The following is a 14,562-nucleotide window of genomic DNA, read 5'->3' as shown; positions in this document are numbered from 1 at the left end:
CGCGCTCGCCTCCCTGGCGGGAACGGGGTTCAGACAGGATGCGCTTCGCTGACGATGCTGGCAAAGACGTCTTCCAGCGGTTGTAAATCCCCTGCCGCACCGGCCTGACTGGCGCTGACCCACTCTTCCGGATTCAGTTTTTCCCATTCCAGCAGGTAACCTGCATGCAGGGCCAGTTGCTCAAAGAAAATACGCTGCGCCCGGCCATTACCTTCGCGAAAAGGATGAAGCATATTGATTTCGCAATAATACCAGGCGACGCGTTTCGCAAACTCAGCTAAAGGCAGATCGGCCAGGCCGTTCTCTTCTTCTAGCGCGGCCATGAGTGCATTACCCTCTTTTTCGATATATTCGAAGTGACAAAAAGGGGTTTCGTCGCGCCAGATGTCCAGCGTGCGGAGTTCGCCAGCCCAACTGTAGACATCCTGAAACAGCGTACGGTGAATGTGACACAGGTAAGGCAGGCCGATTTTGGGTGGGCCCAGTTCAAGCGTGGCAAGCCGGGCGGCGCTAAAGCTCAGTTCCGCTTTACGTAACTGTGCCTCATCATGAATATCGAGACGGTTTTTGAGGACCGTGTCGTTTTGCCACAGGTAGGGATCCTGCGTGACGGCAGTATTAGCAGCCATATTGCCTCCTTAATGAGGCCAGACGGGCTTCCGCCTCTTCACCCTTAACCTCCGGTTCCGTCAGGGTAAAGCCTTCAAGCCGACAGCTTGCCCGATAGCTGGCATTCCGCCGCTGTCGCCAGAGCGCTGCCTTCTGTTTGTCTGTAAGTGTATTTGCCATACCGCCTCCTGCTCAGGTTTGCCCTAAGTATAAGAGCAAATTTTCCCTTTGCCGGAAACGGGATGGCAATCAAGACAATCAGGGCAGGACTTTTGCTGACAAAATGACCACCGGCTTGACGGGAACATTCTGGTAAGGCCCGACATCTTTGGTTGGCACCTGAGAGATTTTGTCCACGACGTCCTGGCCCTTCACGATCTTACCAAAGACGGCGTAGCCAAAATCGCGCTGACCATGATCCAGAAAGGCGTTGTCAGCGACGTTCAGAAAGAACTGGCTGGTGGCGCTGTCTTTGTCGGAGGTGCGCGCCATGGAGATGGTGCCGCGCAGGTTGCGCAGACCATTATCCGCTTCATTTTTGATCGGCGCATTGGTTTGTTTTTGCTGCATTTCATTGGTAAAGCCACCGCCCTGAATCATAAAACCCGGGATAACGCGGTGAAAAATCGTGTTGTTGTAAAAACCACTGTTAACGTAATCAACGAAGTTTTTAACGGAGATCGGTGCTTTTTGATTATTCAGTTCGAGTTCGATGTTACCGGCAGAAGTGGTCAGCAGGACATGCGTATCACCTTTGGCCGCTAAAGCTGAGGCAGAAACAGAAGAGAGCGCTAACAGGGCAACTGCCGCTGTCAAAGTACGTTTAAACATGAGTAATTCCTTACTTTGGAGAGCTAGCTCAAAAACGATATTGATTGTAAAGAGCATGTAATACAAGAGCCAGCGTTTTACCTATATTTACGCTAAACGCACCCAAAAACGCCTGAAAAAGATTGCTTCCGCTTCGTGACTAAAATCACAGTATTGATGAAATGAATGACAACAGTTTTCACTCTTAGTTTATTAAGATCACGGTTCCGTTTACAATTTCTGCCGCTTCAGCGCTCCCGCTTCCCAACAGGTTCAGAACATGACAAATCGTAATCGTATCGGCCTTACCTGGATTAGCTTTCTTTCCTATGCGCTCACCGGTGCCCTGGTGATTGTCACCGGTATGGTAATGGGTGATATCGCGAAAGATTTCCAGATTCCCATCGACAGTATGGGTAACACCTTCACTTTCCTGAACAGTGGCATCCTGGCTGCCGTTTTCCTTAATGCCTGGTTGATGGTCATTGTGCCGCTCAAACGCCAGTTGATTTTTGGCTTTGTGCTGATGGTATTAGCCGTTATCGGACTGATGACCAGCCGGGATCTGTCGGTATTTTCGCTGTGCATGTTCGTACTGGGCGTCGTCAGTGGTATCACCATGTCGATTGGGACGTTCCTGATTACCCACATGTACGAAGGCCGCCAACGGGGTTCACGCCTGCTGTTTACGGACTCCTTCTTTAGTATGGCTGGCACCATTTTCCCGATTCTGGCCGGCATTTTACTGGCACGTCATCTGCCGTGGTACTGGGTTTACGTCTGCATTGGCGTCATTTACGTCGGTATTTTTATCATGACGTTATTCGTGGAGTTTCCGGTTCTGCGTAAGCCAGAGAACAGCCCAACGGTTGAAAAAGAAAAATGGGGACTGGGCGTACTGTTACTGGCGATTGCCGCCTTATGCTACATTCTTGGCCAGCTCGGCTTTATTTCCTGGGTGCCTGAATATGCCACCAAAGTGATGGGCATGAATATTGATGATGCCGGTCAACTGGTAGGAAGCTTCTGGACCGCTTATATGGTCGGCATGTGGGTATTCAGCTTCCTGCTGCGCTTCTTCGATCTGCAACGTATTCTGATGGTACTGGCAGGACTGGCCACGGTGCTGATGTACTGGTTCGTAAGCAGCCAGGATGCAAGCATGTTGCGGTGGATTATTCTGACGCTGGGCTTCAGCTCAAGCGCGATCTATACGACCATCATTACGCTCGGCTCTCTACAAACCAAAGTCGCGTCTCCCAAGCTGGTTAACTTTATTCTGACCTGTGGCACCGTGGGTACCATGCTGACCTTCGTCGTTACGTCACCCATTGTGAAAAACAGCGGCGTGCACAGCGCGCTGCTAACGGCAAATGGCCTGTACGCCGTGGTGTTTATCATGTGTGCGTTGCTGGGCCTGGTGACCAAACACCGCTCGCACGGTCATATCACGCATTAATCCTCTCAGGGCGGCGGCAACGCGCCGCCCTTTGCTTCATCGCCTAAAGGTCACCGCTTCCCACGTTTCCAGACAGATTTTGCTCTCTGCGGGCTGCGTCGCCGCGATGACCTTTCCACGCCGAAGCGAATAACGCACCGGCACCTGCCGCCTGACCGCATCAAAACCGTTCTCTGCGGGCAGAATGATAAAACTGGCTTCATGACCGCGCTGAATACCGTACTCTGCTAAATTCAGCGTGTTGGCACTGTTGCGTGTAATCAGATCGAGCCCGGCATTAATTTGCTCGTACCCCATCAGCTGACACACATGTAATCCCATATGCAGCACCTGAAGCATATTGCCCGTACCCAGCGGATACCAGGGATCGAATACGTCGTCATGGCCAAAACAGACGTTAATCTCCGCCTCCAGCAGCTCTTTCACCCGGGTAATGCCGCGGCGTTTGGGATAGCTGTCAAAGCGACCCTGTAGGTGAATATTCACCAGGGGATTGGCAACAAAGTTGATGCCGGAGAGCTTCAGTAAGCGAAACAGACGAGAAGTATAAGCCCCGTTATACGAGTGCATCGCTGTGGTATGGCTTGCCGTGACGCGCGCACCCATCCCGTCACGGTGTGCCAGCGCGGCAACGGTTTCGACGAAGCGTGACTGCTCATCGTCAATTTCGTCACAGTGCACGTCTACCAGCCTGTCGTAACGGTTGGCCAGCGCGAACGCTTTATGCAGGGATTCCACGCCGTACTCCCGCGTGAACTCAAAATGGGGAATCGCGCCGACGACATCCGCGCCGAGTCGGAGCGCTTCTTCAAGTAGCGCTTCGCCATTAGGGTAAGACAGAATGCCTTCCTGCGGGAACGCCACGATTTGAATCGTGATCCAGGGTGCCATCTCCGCTTTCAGTTCCAGCATAGCCTTGAGGGCGGTTAACGTCGGATCGGACACATCCACATGCGTGCGCACAAACTGTATGCCATTCGCGATCTGCCATTTCAGCGTTTGCATCGCGCGCCGTTTTACATCCTCATGACTTAATAAGGCTTTCCGCTCTGCCCAGCGCTCAATACCTTCAAACAGCGTGCCGGACTGATTCCAGGCCGGTTCACCCGCCGTTTGGGTGGTATCCAGGTGAATATGAGGCTCAATAAAAGGCGCGTACGCCAGGCCGCCTTCCGCATCGAGTGCTGCGCCCTCGGCTGACAGCTGCTGAGGCTGCGCCGTGATGCGGGCGATTTTTCCTTCCACGATCTCTATCTGCCACAGCCCTTCCCGGGTGGGCAAACGCAGATTGTTTATCCAGCGAAGTGGTGCTGTTGTCATTCCGGGCTCCTCATGCGTTAAGCGCTGCGAAGTAAAGCTAACACGATCTCTCTGCCCTGCTCCAGATGACTTTATTCGTTATTTAAATCACTTAGCGCGTACGAGGCCGAACCGGTGCCCTGCCTCTGCGGACAGATCAGGCGCGGGAGCAAAAGGTCGGGGACGAATAAGATGACATGATTACCGAAAGCGAAACGCAAGAAGGGTTGGCACACGTTCCGCTCCGTTTGCGCGTGGTACCTGGCCGTCATTTTCCTTTGTCGGCAGCGTGGTCAGCCTGCGCCGCCCATTACGCCGGGGGGGAAAATCAAAACGGCGAGCCTTCGCTCGCCGTTTGACTTACAACGTTACCGATTAGGGTTGAGAAACAAACCCGACCGCTTCATAGACTTTTTTCAGGGTTTCCTGCGCCTGGGCACGGGCTTTCTGTGCACCGTCACGCATCACCTTTTCCAGCAACGCTTCGTCGTTGCGGAAGCGATGATAACGTTCCTGCAGGTCTGTCAGCATGCCCGATACGGCTTCTGCGACCGCGCCTTTCAGGTGCCCGTACATTTTGCCTTCGAACGCCTGCTCCAGCGCGGTCACCGGCGTACCGGTTACGCCTGACAGGATGTCCAGCAGATTCGAGACGCCCGCTTTCTCTTTAATGTCATAGCGGATAACCGGCGGCTCTTCAGAGTCGGTCATCGCACGCTTAATCTTTTTAACCACCGATTTGGGATCTTCAAGCAGGCCGATCACATTGTTGCGGTTATCATCCGACTTAGACATCTTTTTCGTCGGTTCCAGCAGCGACATCACGCGTGCGCCTGATTTTGGAATGAATGGCTCCGGCACCTTGAAGATATCGCCATACAACGCATTAAACCGGCTCGCAATATCACGGCTCAGCTCAAGATGCTGTTTCTGATCTTCCCCCACCGGTACCTGCGCGGTCTGGTAAAGCAGAATGTCGGCAGCCATCAGCACCGGATAACTGAACAAACCCGCGTTGATGTTTTCTTCATAGCGTGAGGATTTGTCTTTGAACTGGGTCATGCGGCTCAGCTCACCGAAATAGGTGTAGCAGTTCAGAATCCAGCTGAGTTGCGTGTGCTCCGGCACATGCGACTGAACAAAGATGGTGCTCTTCTCGGGATCGATGCCGCAGGCCAGATAGAGCGCCAGCGTATCTAAGGTGGCTTTACGCAGTGCAACCGGATCCTGGCGCACGGTGATGGCGTGCAGATCGACGATACAGTAAATGCAGTGGAAATCGTCCTGCATCTGCACCCACTGACGCAGCGCCCCCATATAGTTGCCAATGGTCAGTTCGCCGGACGGCTGTGCGCCGCTGAAAACGATGGGTTTGCTCATGCTTATGTCCTGATAAATTACAGCCCGATAGCGGGCAAAAGTTCGTCAAAAGAGTCAAGGGTCAGATCGGGCTGGCTGCTGGCAATAGGTTCACCATAGTTATAGCCAAACGTCATGCCGACATTGGGTACGCCGGCAGACTGCGCGGCCAGAATATCATTGCGTGAATCCCCGACAAACAGCAGTTGTGAGGGCAGCAGCCCCCATTTACCCAACACCAGAAAAATCGCGGCAGGATGCGGTTTTTTAACCACCACATCATCGCCACCAATGATCAACGAAAACGCCTGGTCGATTCCCAGCGATTGCAGCAGCGGCGCGACAAACGGCGTCGGCTTATTGGTCACAATCGCCATCGGCATGCCTGTGGCCTGTAACCGTGTCAGCGTCTCTTTGACCTGAGGAAACAGGGTACTGCCCGCCTCCACCGTGCTGGCATAATGTTTGTCAAACAGCACACGCGCATCACGCTGCTCGTCCGGGTGTGGCTCGCGTCCGAGCGCCCAGGTCAGCGCACGGCACATCATAACGTCGGCACCATTCCCAATCCACGTTGACACGCGCGCCACGCCAGCAGCAGGCAACGCCAGGTCTGCCAGCGTCAAATCGATCGCATCCGCCAGCCCCGGCGCGCTGTCGACCAGCGTACCATCCAGGTCAAAGGCCAGCCCACGAATATCAGTGAAATGAGCCATTCGCTTTCTCCAGCTCGTTCCGCATGTCGTCGATCACTTTCTTGTAATCCGGATGGCCAAAGATGGCCGAACCGGCAACGAACATATCTGCACCCGCTGCCGCGATTTGCGCAATGTTATCAATCTTCACACCACCGTCGACTTCAAGGCGAATGCTGTAGCCGCTCTGATCAATCCGCTTACGCGCTTCACGAAGCTTGTCGAGCGTGCCGGGGATAAATGACTGACCACCAAAGCCGGGGTTCACCGACATCAGCAAAATGATGTCCAGTTTATCCATCACATAGTCGAGGTAGCTGAGCGGAGTGGCAGGATTAAAGACCAGGCCTGCTTTGCAACCGTGCTCTTTGATTAACTGCAGCGTGCGGTCAACGTGCTCGCTCGCTTCGGGGTGGAACGTGATGTAGGTCGCGCCAGCCTTGGCAAACTCGGGGATTAACGCGTCCACTGGCTTCACCATGAGATGCACATCGATCGGGGCTGTGATGCCATAGTCACGCAGCGCTTTCAACACCATCGGTCCCATTGTCAGATTCGGCACGTAGTGGTTGTCCATTACGTCGAAGTGAACCACGTCGCCTCCGGCCGCCAGTGCCTTCGCGGTGTCTTCACCCAGGCGAGCAAAGTCTGCCGAAAGGATGGAAGGGGCCAGCAAATATTGTTTCATCCGATTCTCCACTGTTGTGCGCCAGCATGATGGCTGGCGTAGTACCCTGGTCGCGGACGAAACAGACTAGCTATAGAGTGCCAGCAGTTCGTCGACCTTGGTGCGACCGGTTATGCTTCGGCTAATAGAACGCCGGACTTTGACCACATGTAACACGGCATCCTGATACCAGCAACGCGTCAGTTCCGTATCATGGTTAGAAATCAGGACCGGAATTTGACTCTCAGACGCCAGCTTTGCGGCCAGTTGCGCCAGATGCTGCTGCTCATGCAGGCTAAAACTGTTGGTGTGGTAAGCCGTGAAGTTAGCCGTTGCGGACAGCGGCGCGTACGGCGGATCACAATATACCACAGAGCCTTTTTGGGCATTGTTCAGGGTAACATCGTAGGATTCACAGACAAACGTCGCCTTTTGCGCCCGTTCGGCAAACCAGAGCAGCTCGGCTTCCGGGAAGTAAGGTTTACGATAGCGCCCAAACGGCACATTGAACTCACCACGCAGATTGTAACGGCACAGGCCGTTGTAGCAGTGGCGATTCAGATAGAGGAACAGCAGCGCACGCTGATAAGCGTCATGACTGAGGTTAAACTCCGTGCGCAGTTGGTAATAACGGATTTCGCTGTTTGTTTCGCTGGTAAACAGTAAACGCGCATCGCGAATAAAATCCGCCGTGCGCGTTTTGACAATATTGTAGAGATTGATGAGATCGTTGTTGATGTCGGCCAGATGATAGCGATCAAAATCGGTGTTAAGAAACACGGAGCCCGCGCCAACGAAGGGTTCGATCAGGCAATCACCTTGCGGCAAATGACGGTGGATCTCTTCGACTAAGGGAAATTTCCCCCCCGCCCATTTCAAAAAAGCGCGATTTTTTTTCATGCTGTCGTGGTAATTACATCTTATTGTGAGGCTGTGGTTGAACCGACAGCAGATCTGCGCTTAAAACAAGGCCCGCATGGGCAGGCCCCACATCACTTATTGACTGGCTTCTTTCCTGACCTGACTGACCGGTTTCACCCAGGGATTCTGTGCACGTACCTCTGCAGGCAATGTCGCAACGGCACGCTTTGCGTCGGCCGGCGTGGCGTAAGAACCACTGACCAGCACATACCAGGGTTGACCATTGCGCGTGGTTTTATACACATGGTACGCACTCAGGTTTTGCTTCTTCGCCCAGGCATTCAGGCTTTCCGCTTTAGATGCGCCGCTCAACTGCAACGTGTAGTTGCCGCCCGGTACTGATTTGCTGGCCGTAGCGCTACTGCCCGCCGCTTTTGCCGGCGCGTTATTCACGGATGAGTGCGCTGGCGTTGTGTGGGTTTTATGCTCGCTGGCTGCGGGTTTAGACGCCGTTCTGGCAGGCTCACGCGTATGACGCGGCGTGACGGGTGCCTGCGCGGCGTTTTGACGACCTGTAGCGGGAAGACTCGCCGCTGCACCTGCTTTCCCACTCACCGTAGCGGGTGCGGTCGGCAGAGAACTGCTGCCTTCTGCACCCTGTGCGGCGCCATCAACCTGCTGTTGCTGGTTGGTCAATGCGCTGTTCAGGTCGCCGGGTAATGTAATGCGTTGCTGATTAGCCGGGGTTTCAACCGGGGCTGCCTGCGTGGGTGTGGATGCAACCGGTGGCATGGAAATATCGCGTGGCGCATTTGTCGCCCCGGCTGCCGGTTCCGCTCCTGCTGCATTCGGAGTGCCGGTGGAAGGCTGTGCTGTTCCCGTGGCGTTCTGACCGCCGCTCATGGCGGTGGAGCCGCTGAGATCAATATTTTTTCCGTTGCCCGATCCTGCGGCCCCGCTGGTGGCGGTGCCTTTGTCAGTAGAGGACGACGCGGATTTGCTGTCGTCAGCGCCGTTGAGCGCTGAGCCAATGCCCAGCACGAGCAGCAGCAACACAAGGATACCGACGCCCATCATGACGTGCTGGCGCGAGACCGGAGCTTTCGTCGCAGAGGACGATTTACGTGGGCGCGAGGGACGACGGTCACTGGCGTCAGGTTTTAACTCATCATCCGGTTTGAACTCATCCATTTTGCCTCCTCCGTAAAGCGGCCGTTCGCACTGCGCACCCGCGCGTCGCGTCACCACTTACCTGCTGAATATCAAGATTTCTGGCAGTCATTAATTGCCGCCATCACCATATCATGAGCCACGCCACCACGCACTTCAGCGCGGCCTATTGCCAAAGGCAGTATCAGACGTAATTCGCCCGCCAGCACTTTTTTATCGCGCATCATATGGGGCAAATAGTCTTCGGCCTGCATCTCAACCGGTCCGTTTACCGGCAAACCGGCGCGCTGCAGTAACGCGATAACGCGTTCGCAATCCTGCTCGCTGAACTGACCAAGACGTTGCGCGGTTCGCGCCGCCATCACCATACCAGCGGCAATCGCTTCACCATGCAACCAGTTGCCATAGCCCATATGCGCTTCAATGGCATGGCCAAAAGTATGACCCAGATTCAGTAATGCGCGCTGACCGTTTTCACGCTCATCCGCGGCGACAACCTCGGCTTTCAGCTCACAGCAACGACGGATGCACCAGGCCAGCGCGGCTTCATCCAGCGCCAGAAGGCGGTCAAGATTTTGCTCAAGCCAGTGAAAGAATTCACCGTCCAGAATGATGCCGTATTTAATCACTTCAGCCAGACCGGACGCCAGCTCACGCGGAGGCAGTGACCGGAGACATTCCGTATCAATCACGACCGAAGCGGGCTGGTAAAACGCACCTATCATGTTTTTGCCAAGAGGATGGTTAACCGCCGTTTTTCCGCCAACCGACGAGTCAACCTGAGACAGCAGCGTGGTCGGCACCTGAATGAACCGCACACCACGTTGATAGCTTGCCGCAGCAAAACCGGTAAGATCGCCAATCACGCCCCCACCCAGCGCCACCAGCGTGGTATCGCGCCCGTGGGGCTTTTGCAGGAGGGCGGTAAAAACCTGATCCATCACCGCCAGCGTTTTGTGCTGCTCACCGTCGGGCAAAATCACCTGATCCGTCTTCACTCCCGCCGCCTTTAGCCGCGCCGTGACCTTATCCAGGTAAAGCGGTGCCAGCGTCTCGTTCGTGACCAGCATGGCATTATCACCCGCTTTTAACGGCCAAAAAGAAGCCGGATCATTAAACAGTCCGGCGGCGATAGTGATGGGGTAACTGCGTTCCCCCAATGAAACGGTGATCTTCTCCATGATGCTCGATACCTGTCAAAGAGCTTTCAAACGTTGGATCAACTTTTTTCCAACATGTGGATAATCTGATTCGCCACCACTTTTGCACTTTGATCGTCAGTGCGGATGGTAACATCGGCGATCTCTTCATACAGCGGGTTGCGTTCAGCGGCCAGCGCTTCAAGTACTTCACGCGGTGGCGACTCGACCTGCAGTAAGGGGCGTTTTTTGTCACGCTGCGTACGTGCCAGTTGTTTCTCAATAGTGGTTTCAAGATAAACCACGACGCCGCGGGCGGAGAGACGATTACGTGTTTCCCGGGATTTTACGGAGCCACCGCCGGTCGCCAGGACGATGCCCTGCTTCTCGGTCAGTTCATTGATGATTTTTTCTTCACGATCGCGGAAGCCAGCTTCGCCTTCAACGTCAAAAACCCAGCCCACATCCGCTCCGGTGCGTCGCTCAATTTCCTGATCGGAATCGAAGAACTCCATATTGAGTTGCTGAGCCAACTGACGGCCAATAGTGCTTTTGCCGGCACCCATCGGCCCAACCAGAAAGATATTGCGTTTCTCTGCCATTTTGTCGGTATTACTAAGAATTCGTTAATGATACCCCGCTTTCAGCATTTTACTGGCGGGACAGGAACTGAGACCTCATGAGCGTTAGCAAGAGTCAGACGAAAAATTATCTCAACACTCAAGGCTGTTTGGCAACCGATTATATTGCTTACAGCACATCCATTTCTGAATTGGCCTGTTGTTCGCGAAACTGTAAGGCGTCAGTAAAGCGTTGTGACATGACTGCGTACAGAGGAATTCGCTCATCTGCTTGCCGGGTTCTTCCAACTCAGACGCTTACAACGTGTTAAAAATCGCTAAACCTTGTAAGCTAATTCCTGTCCTGCGTCAACGCAGTTAAACTTTAAGGGCACATTTTCCGTTTTATCGTGCCGTAAGCGCTGCTTCCCTGACCAATCGCGGCGTCATGAAGATCACCAGCTCGCGTTTTTTATGTTCTTCAGCCTGCTGGCGGAATAATCCCCCCACGACAGGCAGACGGCCAAGTAACGGCACCTGCGTTTGCCCCTGAGTGCGCTGCTGATGGAAAATACCGCCCAGGGCCAGTGTTTGCCCGTCGTTAACCGTCACCTGCGTTTCCATTTCCTGCTTATCAATCGACAGCACCTGCGAGGCGCTGGTCTGAACCACGCGCCCCGGCACGTTCTGGCTGATACGTATTTTCAACTGAATGCGGCCATTGCCTAAAACGGTGGGCGTGACTTCCATGCCCAGCACCGCTTCTTTGAATTCGATACTGGTTGCGCCGCTGTTACCGGCTGAGACTTCATAAGGGATTTCGGTGCCCTGTTTAATCGACGCGGTTTGCTGATGCGACGTAAAAAGCCGTGGGCTGGCGATGATTTCAACCTGGTTTTCCTGCTCCAGCGCACTGAGCTCCAGATCCAGCACTCTGCCGCCTGTCCGCGACAACGTGACGCCCAGCGAAACAGCGGGCGAGGTCAGCCCCAGGGGAATAGCCAGAAGCGGGTGATGTAAAGCCCGGCTGAGGCTTTCACTATCCTCAGACAGTCGCCAGTTGACGCCCAGCTCATGCAGATTCTCTTCGCTAATCGTCACGATATGGGCCGCCAGCTCAACCTGTTCCAGCGGCACATCCAGCGCCTGAATCCAGCGCTCCGTGTCTTGCAGCGCCGGTTCAATGTCGCGTAGCAACAGGCTGTTGGTGCGCGTGTCCACAGAGGCGCTCCCGCGCGATGTCATAAGCGACTGGCGTTCCCCTTGCAGGCTGCGATGCACCTCACTGGCACTGGCATAGAGCAGGTTGATCCTGCGCTGCATTAAAGGACGCTGCTGACGCGCTTCCGCCTGTTGTACCTTTTCTGCTTCGCGCCGCTGCTGCTGCCAGCGCTCGGGATAAACCAGCAGAACGTTATCTTCTTCCAGCACAGTCAGTTGCGCCATCCGCGCGACCAGCGACAGCGCCTGTTGCCAGGAGACGTTGTCCAGCCGCAGTGACAGCGTTCCGTTAACCTCAGGGGAGATCATCAGGTTGATCTGCTGGTAATCAGCCAGCGCCTGTAAAATGCGCTCAATCGGCGCATCATCAAACGCGAGGCTCAGGCCTTCATCAGGGCTGGCGTGAGCGGGGATCTGGCAAAACAGCAGGAGGGTCAGAATCGCTATCCTTATCATGCAGGCGTCCTTTGAGATGAAACGTGAAACGTTGGGCCGGGCAACTGCCCGGAATAAATAGCTGAAGCGAACGGGAAGTAAACCGGAGGGTTTGCCAGGGGAACAACGGAAAAGGCTGGTCGCTCAGGACGTGAACAGATTTGCCCTGTGGCGTCAGTAGCCAGCCCTGAAACCGGGGAGCACGACCAATGATGCCCTGCAAACGCCATTCGCTGAGAGGTTCAACCTCCGCCAGGCAGGCCGCGCCAGGAAGGGGACGAAACGGATCGCGTGCCTGCGCAACGCCAGCGCCACAGCTGAGTAACAGCAGAACAACACTAATGGGTTTCATCAGCGTCCAGCCAGAGTTGCGCCACCAGATAGTCAGAATGAGCGGTTAACTGAAAGCGATCAGGAAACGCCGTTGCAGACGTTGAAAGCGCTGAAAACAACGGCGGAAACTGGGCCCATTGCAGATGGAAAGTGAGGGCTCGAGGCTGTTCATCGGGCAGCCACTGCTCAAGCGCTGCACCCCGTTCTGCGATAATCGCCTCCAGCGTCGATGACGCAGCTGGCTTTTCCATCTGAATCTGCTGAAGTTGTGCCTGTAAAACAGCAAGGGCGGGATAGCGGGCAAACTGTCGCTGCAGCTGTTGCAGGTGCGCCTGCTGCTGCACGCATTGATGCCTGGCATCAGCCAGCACCCGTTTTTGCGGCTGTAGCACGGTCCACCAGGCCACACACAGCAGGCAGACCGCGCCCGCCAACAGGCTGCCATAACGCAGCGGTGGAGCTAACCGCATCCAGTGCCCGGTAAGGCTACTCACTAGTCGCCTCCTTAAGGCGAATATGCAAGACGAAGCGATACTCCCCTTCAGGCTGGCGTTGCACATTGCCTTGTTTGATCTGTGAAAACAGCGCCACATCGCTTAAGCGCTGGCGAAAGGCGCGAATCTCCTGCATATGCTGCGCTTTGCCCTCCAGTTGTAACGACGTTTCCCGTTTATCCAGTCGCGTTAACCACAGCCCGTCAGGCAGCAAAGCAGGCAACGCAAGCCAGAGTTGCTGCCAGACGTGAAACTGCCTGCTCTGCTGGTGCAGCCAGTGGCGGCGCTGCTGCGCCTCATCCAGTTGTTTCAACAATCGCTGTTGCTGCGCCACCTGCTGTTCAGCGGCCTTAAGGGCATGACTGAGGCCGACATGCTGACGCTGAACCCGTCTGAGCGCCTTATGGTTCCGCCAGCACTGTCCTGCCACCAGCAACACGACCAGTCCTGACGTGACAGCCAGTATACGTAAGCTCTGACGCCGTTGACGCTGCCAGCGCCAGTGCCGCCAGGGAAGAAGGTTCACAGCGACCATCAGCAATCCTCTTTCCGCAACGCCAGCCCGGCGGCCAGGACGAAGGCCCCCGGATGCGCGGGCAAAGGTGGCTGCTGATAGCGAAATGTTTGCAGGGGAGAGAACGGCACCGTGCCAGCCGGCGGCAATGCGTTATCGGCATCACAATAATAAAGCGACGTCGCGTGGGGAAAAGCCTGCTCACGTAGCGCGTCAAAACCGCCCTCTCCGGCAAAAAGTGCGGCGTTGACGCCATCGCTCCACAGGTAACGTGCATCCTGGCGTAAAACCACTACACTTCCCGCAGCCAGTTGCGCCTGTTCTGCGACGATGTTGAGTGCGTTCGTTGCCAGTTCAAATACAGAGCATTTAAGGCCGGCCTGCTCCAGCGGTGTCCGCCACTGCGTAACGACATCCCGCCGTGCAGCCGTGACGCTTAGCCGTTCCAGGTTGGTATCGACACGGTAATCCAGGGTCAGTTCACTGGGGTCCACCGGGAAAAGACGCTGAGCGGATGCCCGGACAAAGCGGCCCAGTGCGGGTTCTTTTAAGGGCGGATCAGGCAGAGAAAGCGGTTGCTGTAGTGCCAGATACGCGGGAAGACAGACCCGTAACGTATAGCGCCGTGGTAACAACTTACGCCACTGGCTTAATACAGACAGCAATGCAGGGGAAGATTGCAGCACACCGTTTCTTAACGTATCTTGCGGCAGCCGTTGCTGCCACCAGTGGCATAATTGCCAACCCCGGCGACGACGCAGGATGGCAAGGGCACAGCACTGCCGGTTCTGAATATCCAGTCCAATTTGCCAGGTGTGAAAAGCCATGCGCGCGATCTCCTTATCGTCCGGAAAAATGGACATATCAAAGCGTCTGGCTTGCCTTTATACTACTGCGCGGTTGCTTATAAACTGCCCAAACGACAACAGATGGGAAA

General features: G+C 55.1%; 17 protein-coding genes. 1 reads left to right on the top strand and 16 read right to left on the bottom strand.

The window, feature by feature from the left end; genetic code table 11:
* Positions 1-29 precede the first annotated feature (29 nt).
* From GC087_RS01975 to ppiA, 3 genes are all read right to left on the bottom strand, one after another.
* Positions 30-629 carry a putative adenosine monophosphate-protein transferase Fic gene (locus GC087_RS01975; protein WP_006120990.1) on the bottom strand — a complete coding sequence of 200 codons (600 nt, stop codon included), beginning with the start codon at positions 627-629 and terminating at the stop codon, positions 30-32.
* Positions 619-789 (bottom strand): FicA/YhfG family antitoxin, encoded by a 171-nt coding sequence (locus GC087_RS01970; protein WP_006120991.1) that lies wholly within the window; start codon positions 787-789, stop codon positions 619-621. Before GC087_RS01970 ends, GC087_RS01975 begins: the two co-directional genes overlap by 11 nt.
* 78 nt (positions 790-867) lie before the next feature.
* On the bottom strand, positions 868-1,440 hold the full coding sequence (ppiA, locus tag GC087_RS01965) for a peptidylprolyl isomerase A (RefSeq protein ID WP_033741562.1): 573 nt from the start codon (positions 1,438-1,440) through the stop codon (positions 868-870).
* Positions 1,441-1,699: 259 nt separating this feature from the next.
* Between ppiA and tsgA the strand changes: the two genes are divergently transcribed.
* Positions 1,700-2,878, top strand: coding sequence for an MFS transporter TsgA (gene tsgA / locus GC087_RS01960; RefSeq protein WP_006120993.1), 1,179 nt, complete (start codon positions 1,700-1,702; stop codon positions 2,876-2,878).
* A 36-nt stretch (positions 2,879-2,914) separates the two neighbouring features.
* On the opposite strand, the gene GC087_RS01955 is transcribed toward tsgA, so the two are convergent.
* The 13 genes from GC087_RS01955 to pilM form a co-directional block, all read right to left on the bottom strand.
* On the bottom strand, positions 2,915-4,198 hold the full coding sequence (locus GC087_RS01955) for a cytosine deaminase (RefSeq protein ID WP_205950827.1): 1,284 nt from the start codon (positions 4,196-4,198) through the stop codon (positions 2,915-2,917).
* A 354-nt stretch (positions 4,199-4,552) separates the two neighbouring features.
* Positions 4,553-5,557 (bottom strand): tryptophan--tRNA ligase, encoded by a 1,005-nt coding sequence (gene trpS / locus GC087_RS01950; protein WP_033741566.1) that lies wholly within the window; start codon positions 5,555-5,557, stop codon positions 4,553-4,555.
* A gap of 17 nt (positions 5,558-5,574) precedes the next feature.
* Positions 5,575-6,252, bottom strand: a complete 678-nt coding sequence (locus GC087_RS01945) for a phosphoglycolate phosphatase (RefSeq protein WP_006120996.1) — start codon at positions 6,250-6,252, stop codon at positions 5,575-5,577.
* Positions 6,236-6,919, bottom strand: coding sequence for a ribulose-phosphate 3-epimerase (rpe, locus tag GC087_RS01940; protein WP_006120997.1), 684 nt, complete (start codon positions 6,917-6,919; stop codon positions 6,236-6,238). Before rpe ends, GC087_RS01945 begins: the two co-directional genes overlap by 17 nt.
* A gap of 66 nt (positions 6,920-6,985) precedes the next feature.
* Positions 6,986-7,798 (bottom strand): adenine-specific DNA-methyltransferase, encoded by an 813-nt coding sequence (gene dam / locus GC087_RS01935; protein ID WP_006120998.1) that lies wholly within the window; start codon positions 7,796-7,798, stop codon positions 6,986-6,988.
* 96 nt (positions 7,799-7,894) lie between these two features.
* The gene (locus GC087_RS01930) at positions 7,895-8,950 is read right to left on the bottom strand and encodes an SPOR domain-containing protein (RefSeq protein WP_033741569.1); all 1,056 of its coding nucleotides are present in this window, start codon (positions 8,948-8,950) and stop codon (positions 7,895-7,897) included.
* Positions 8,951-9,021: 71 nt separating this feature from the next.
* Positions 9,022-10,110, bottom strand: coding sequence for a 3-dehydroquinate synthase (gene aroB / locus GC087_RS01925; protein ID WP_058701419.1), 1,089 nt, complete (start codon positions 10,108-10,110; stop codon positions 9,022-9,024).
* Between the two features lie 38 nt (positions 10,111-10,148).
* Positions 10,149-10,670 (bottom strand): shikimate kinase AroK, encoded by a 522-nt coding sequence (gene aroK, locus GC087_RS01920; protein ID WP_033741572.1) that lies wholly within the window; start codon positions 10,668-10,670, stop codon positions 10,149-10,151.
* Positions 10,671-11,033: 363 nt separating this feature from the next.
* Positions 11,034-12,305 (bottom strand): DNA uptake porin HofQ, encoded by a 1,272-nt coding sequence (gene hofQ, locus GC087_RS01915; RefSeq protein ID WP_080752836.1) that lies wholly within the window; start codon positions 12,303-12,305, stop codon positions 11,034-11,036.
* Positions 12,241-12,636, bottom strand: a complete 396-nt coding sequence (locus GC087_RS01910; RefSeq protein WP_072209546.1) for a HofP DNA utilization family protein — start codon at positions 12,634-12,636, stop codon at positions 12,241-12,243. The genes hofQ and GC087_RS01910 overlap by 65 nt, the downstream gene beginning before the upstream one ends.
* Positions 12,623-13,111, bottom strand: coding sequence for a HofO family protein (gene gspM, locus GC087_RS01905; protein ID WP_172913555.1), 489 nt, complete (start codon positions 13,109-13,111; stop codon positions 12,623-12,625). Before gspM ends, GC087_RS01910 begins: the two co-directional genes overlap by 14 nt.
* Positions 13,104-13,646, bottom strand: coding sequence for a PilN domain-containing protein (locus GC087_RS01900; protein ID WP_262959567.1), 543 nt, complete (start codon positions 13,644-13,646; stop codon positions 13,104-13,106). Before GC087_RS01900 ends, gspM begins: the two co-directional genes overlap by 8 nt.
* Entirely contained in the window at positions 13,646-14,452 is an 807-nt protein-coding gene (gene pilM / locus GC087_RS01895; RefSeq protein ID WP_324029518.1) for a pilus assembly protein PilM, read from the bottom strand. The genes GC087_RS01900 and pilM overlap by 1 nt, the downstream gene beginning before the upstream one ends.
* Positions 14,453-14,562 lie beyond the last annotated feature (110 nt).

The sequence above is a fragment of the Pantoea sp. JZ2 genome (genome assembly GCF_035191405.1).
In the GTDB taxonomy this organism is placed as follows: Bacteria; Pseudomonadota; Gammaproteobacteria; order Enterobacterales; family Enterobacteriaceae; genus Pantoea; species Pantoea stewartii.
The sequence above is the reverse complement of the archived record's forward strand: the minus strand, read 5'-3'. Positions and strand labels throughout refer to the sequence as shown.

Bases quoted from the DNA above. Each gene is read 5' to 3' on its own strand.
- GC087_RS01975 (WP_006120990.1), bottom strand. From the start codon at position 629: ATGGCTGCTAATACTGCCGTCACGCAGGATCCCTACCTGTGGCAAAAC.
- GC087_RS01970 (WP_006120991.1), bottom strand. From the start codon at position 789: ATGGCAAATACACTTACAGACAAACAGAAGGCAGCGCTCTGGCGACAG.
- ppiA (WP_033741562.1), bottom strand. From the start codon at position 1,440: ATGTTTAAACGTACTTTGACAGCGGCAGTTGCCCTGTTAGCGCTCTCT.
- tsgA (WP_006120993.1), top strand. From the start codon at position 1,700: ATGACAAATCGTAATCGTATCGGCCTTACCTGGATTAGCTTTCTTTCC.
- GC087_RS01955 (WP_205950827.1), bottom strand. From the start codon at position 4,198: ATGACAACAGCACCACTTCGCTGGATAAACAATCTGCGTTTGCCCACC.
- trpS (WP_033741566.1), bottom strand. From the start codon at position 5,557: ATGAGCAAACCCATCGTTTTCAGCGGCGCACAGCCGTCCGGCGAACTG.
- GC087_RS01945 (WP_006120996.1), bottom strand. From the start codon at position 6,252: ATGGCTCATTTCACTGATATTCGTGGGCTGGCCTTTGACCTGGATGGT.
- rpe (WP_006120997.1), bottom strand. From the start codon at position 6,919: ATGAAACAATATTTGCTGGCCCCTTCCATCCTTTCGGCAGACTTTGCT.
- dam (WP_006120998.1), bottom strand. From the start codon at position 7,798: ATGAAAAAAAATCGCGCTTTTTTGAAATGGGCGGGGGGGAAATTTCCC.
- GC087_RS01930 (WP_033741569.1), bottom strand. From the start codon at position 8,950: ATGGATGAGTTCAAACCGGATGATGAGTTAAAACCTGACGCCAGTGAC.
- aroB (WP_058701419.1), bottom strand. From the start codon at position 10,110: ATGGAGAAGATCACCGTTTCATTGGGGGAACGCAGTTACCCCATCACT.
- aroK (WP_033741572.1), bottom strand. From the start codon at position 10,670: ATGGCAGAGAAACGCAATATCTTTCTGGTTGGGCCGATGGGTGCCGGC.
- hofQ (WP_080752836.1), bottom strand. From the start codon at position 12,305: ATGATAAGGATAGCGATTCTGACCCTCCTGCTGTTTTGCCAGATCCCC.
- GC087_RS01910 (WP_072209546.1), bottom strand. From the start codon at position 12,636: ATGAAACCCATTAGTGTTGTTCTGCTGTTACTCAGCTGTGGCGCTGGC.
- GC087_RS01900 (WP_262959567.1), bottom strand. From the start codon at position 13,646: ATGGTCGCTGTGAACCTTCTTCCCTGGCGGCACTGGCGCTGGCAGCGT.
- pilM (WP_324029518.1), bottom strand. From the start codon at position 14,452: ATGGCTTTTCACACCTGGCAAATTGGACTGGATATTCAGAACCGGCAG.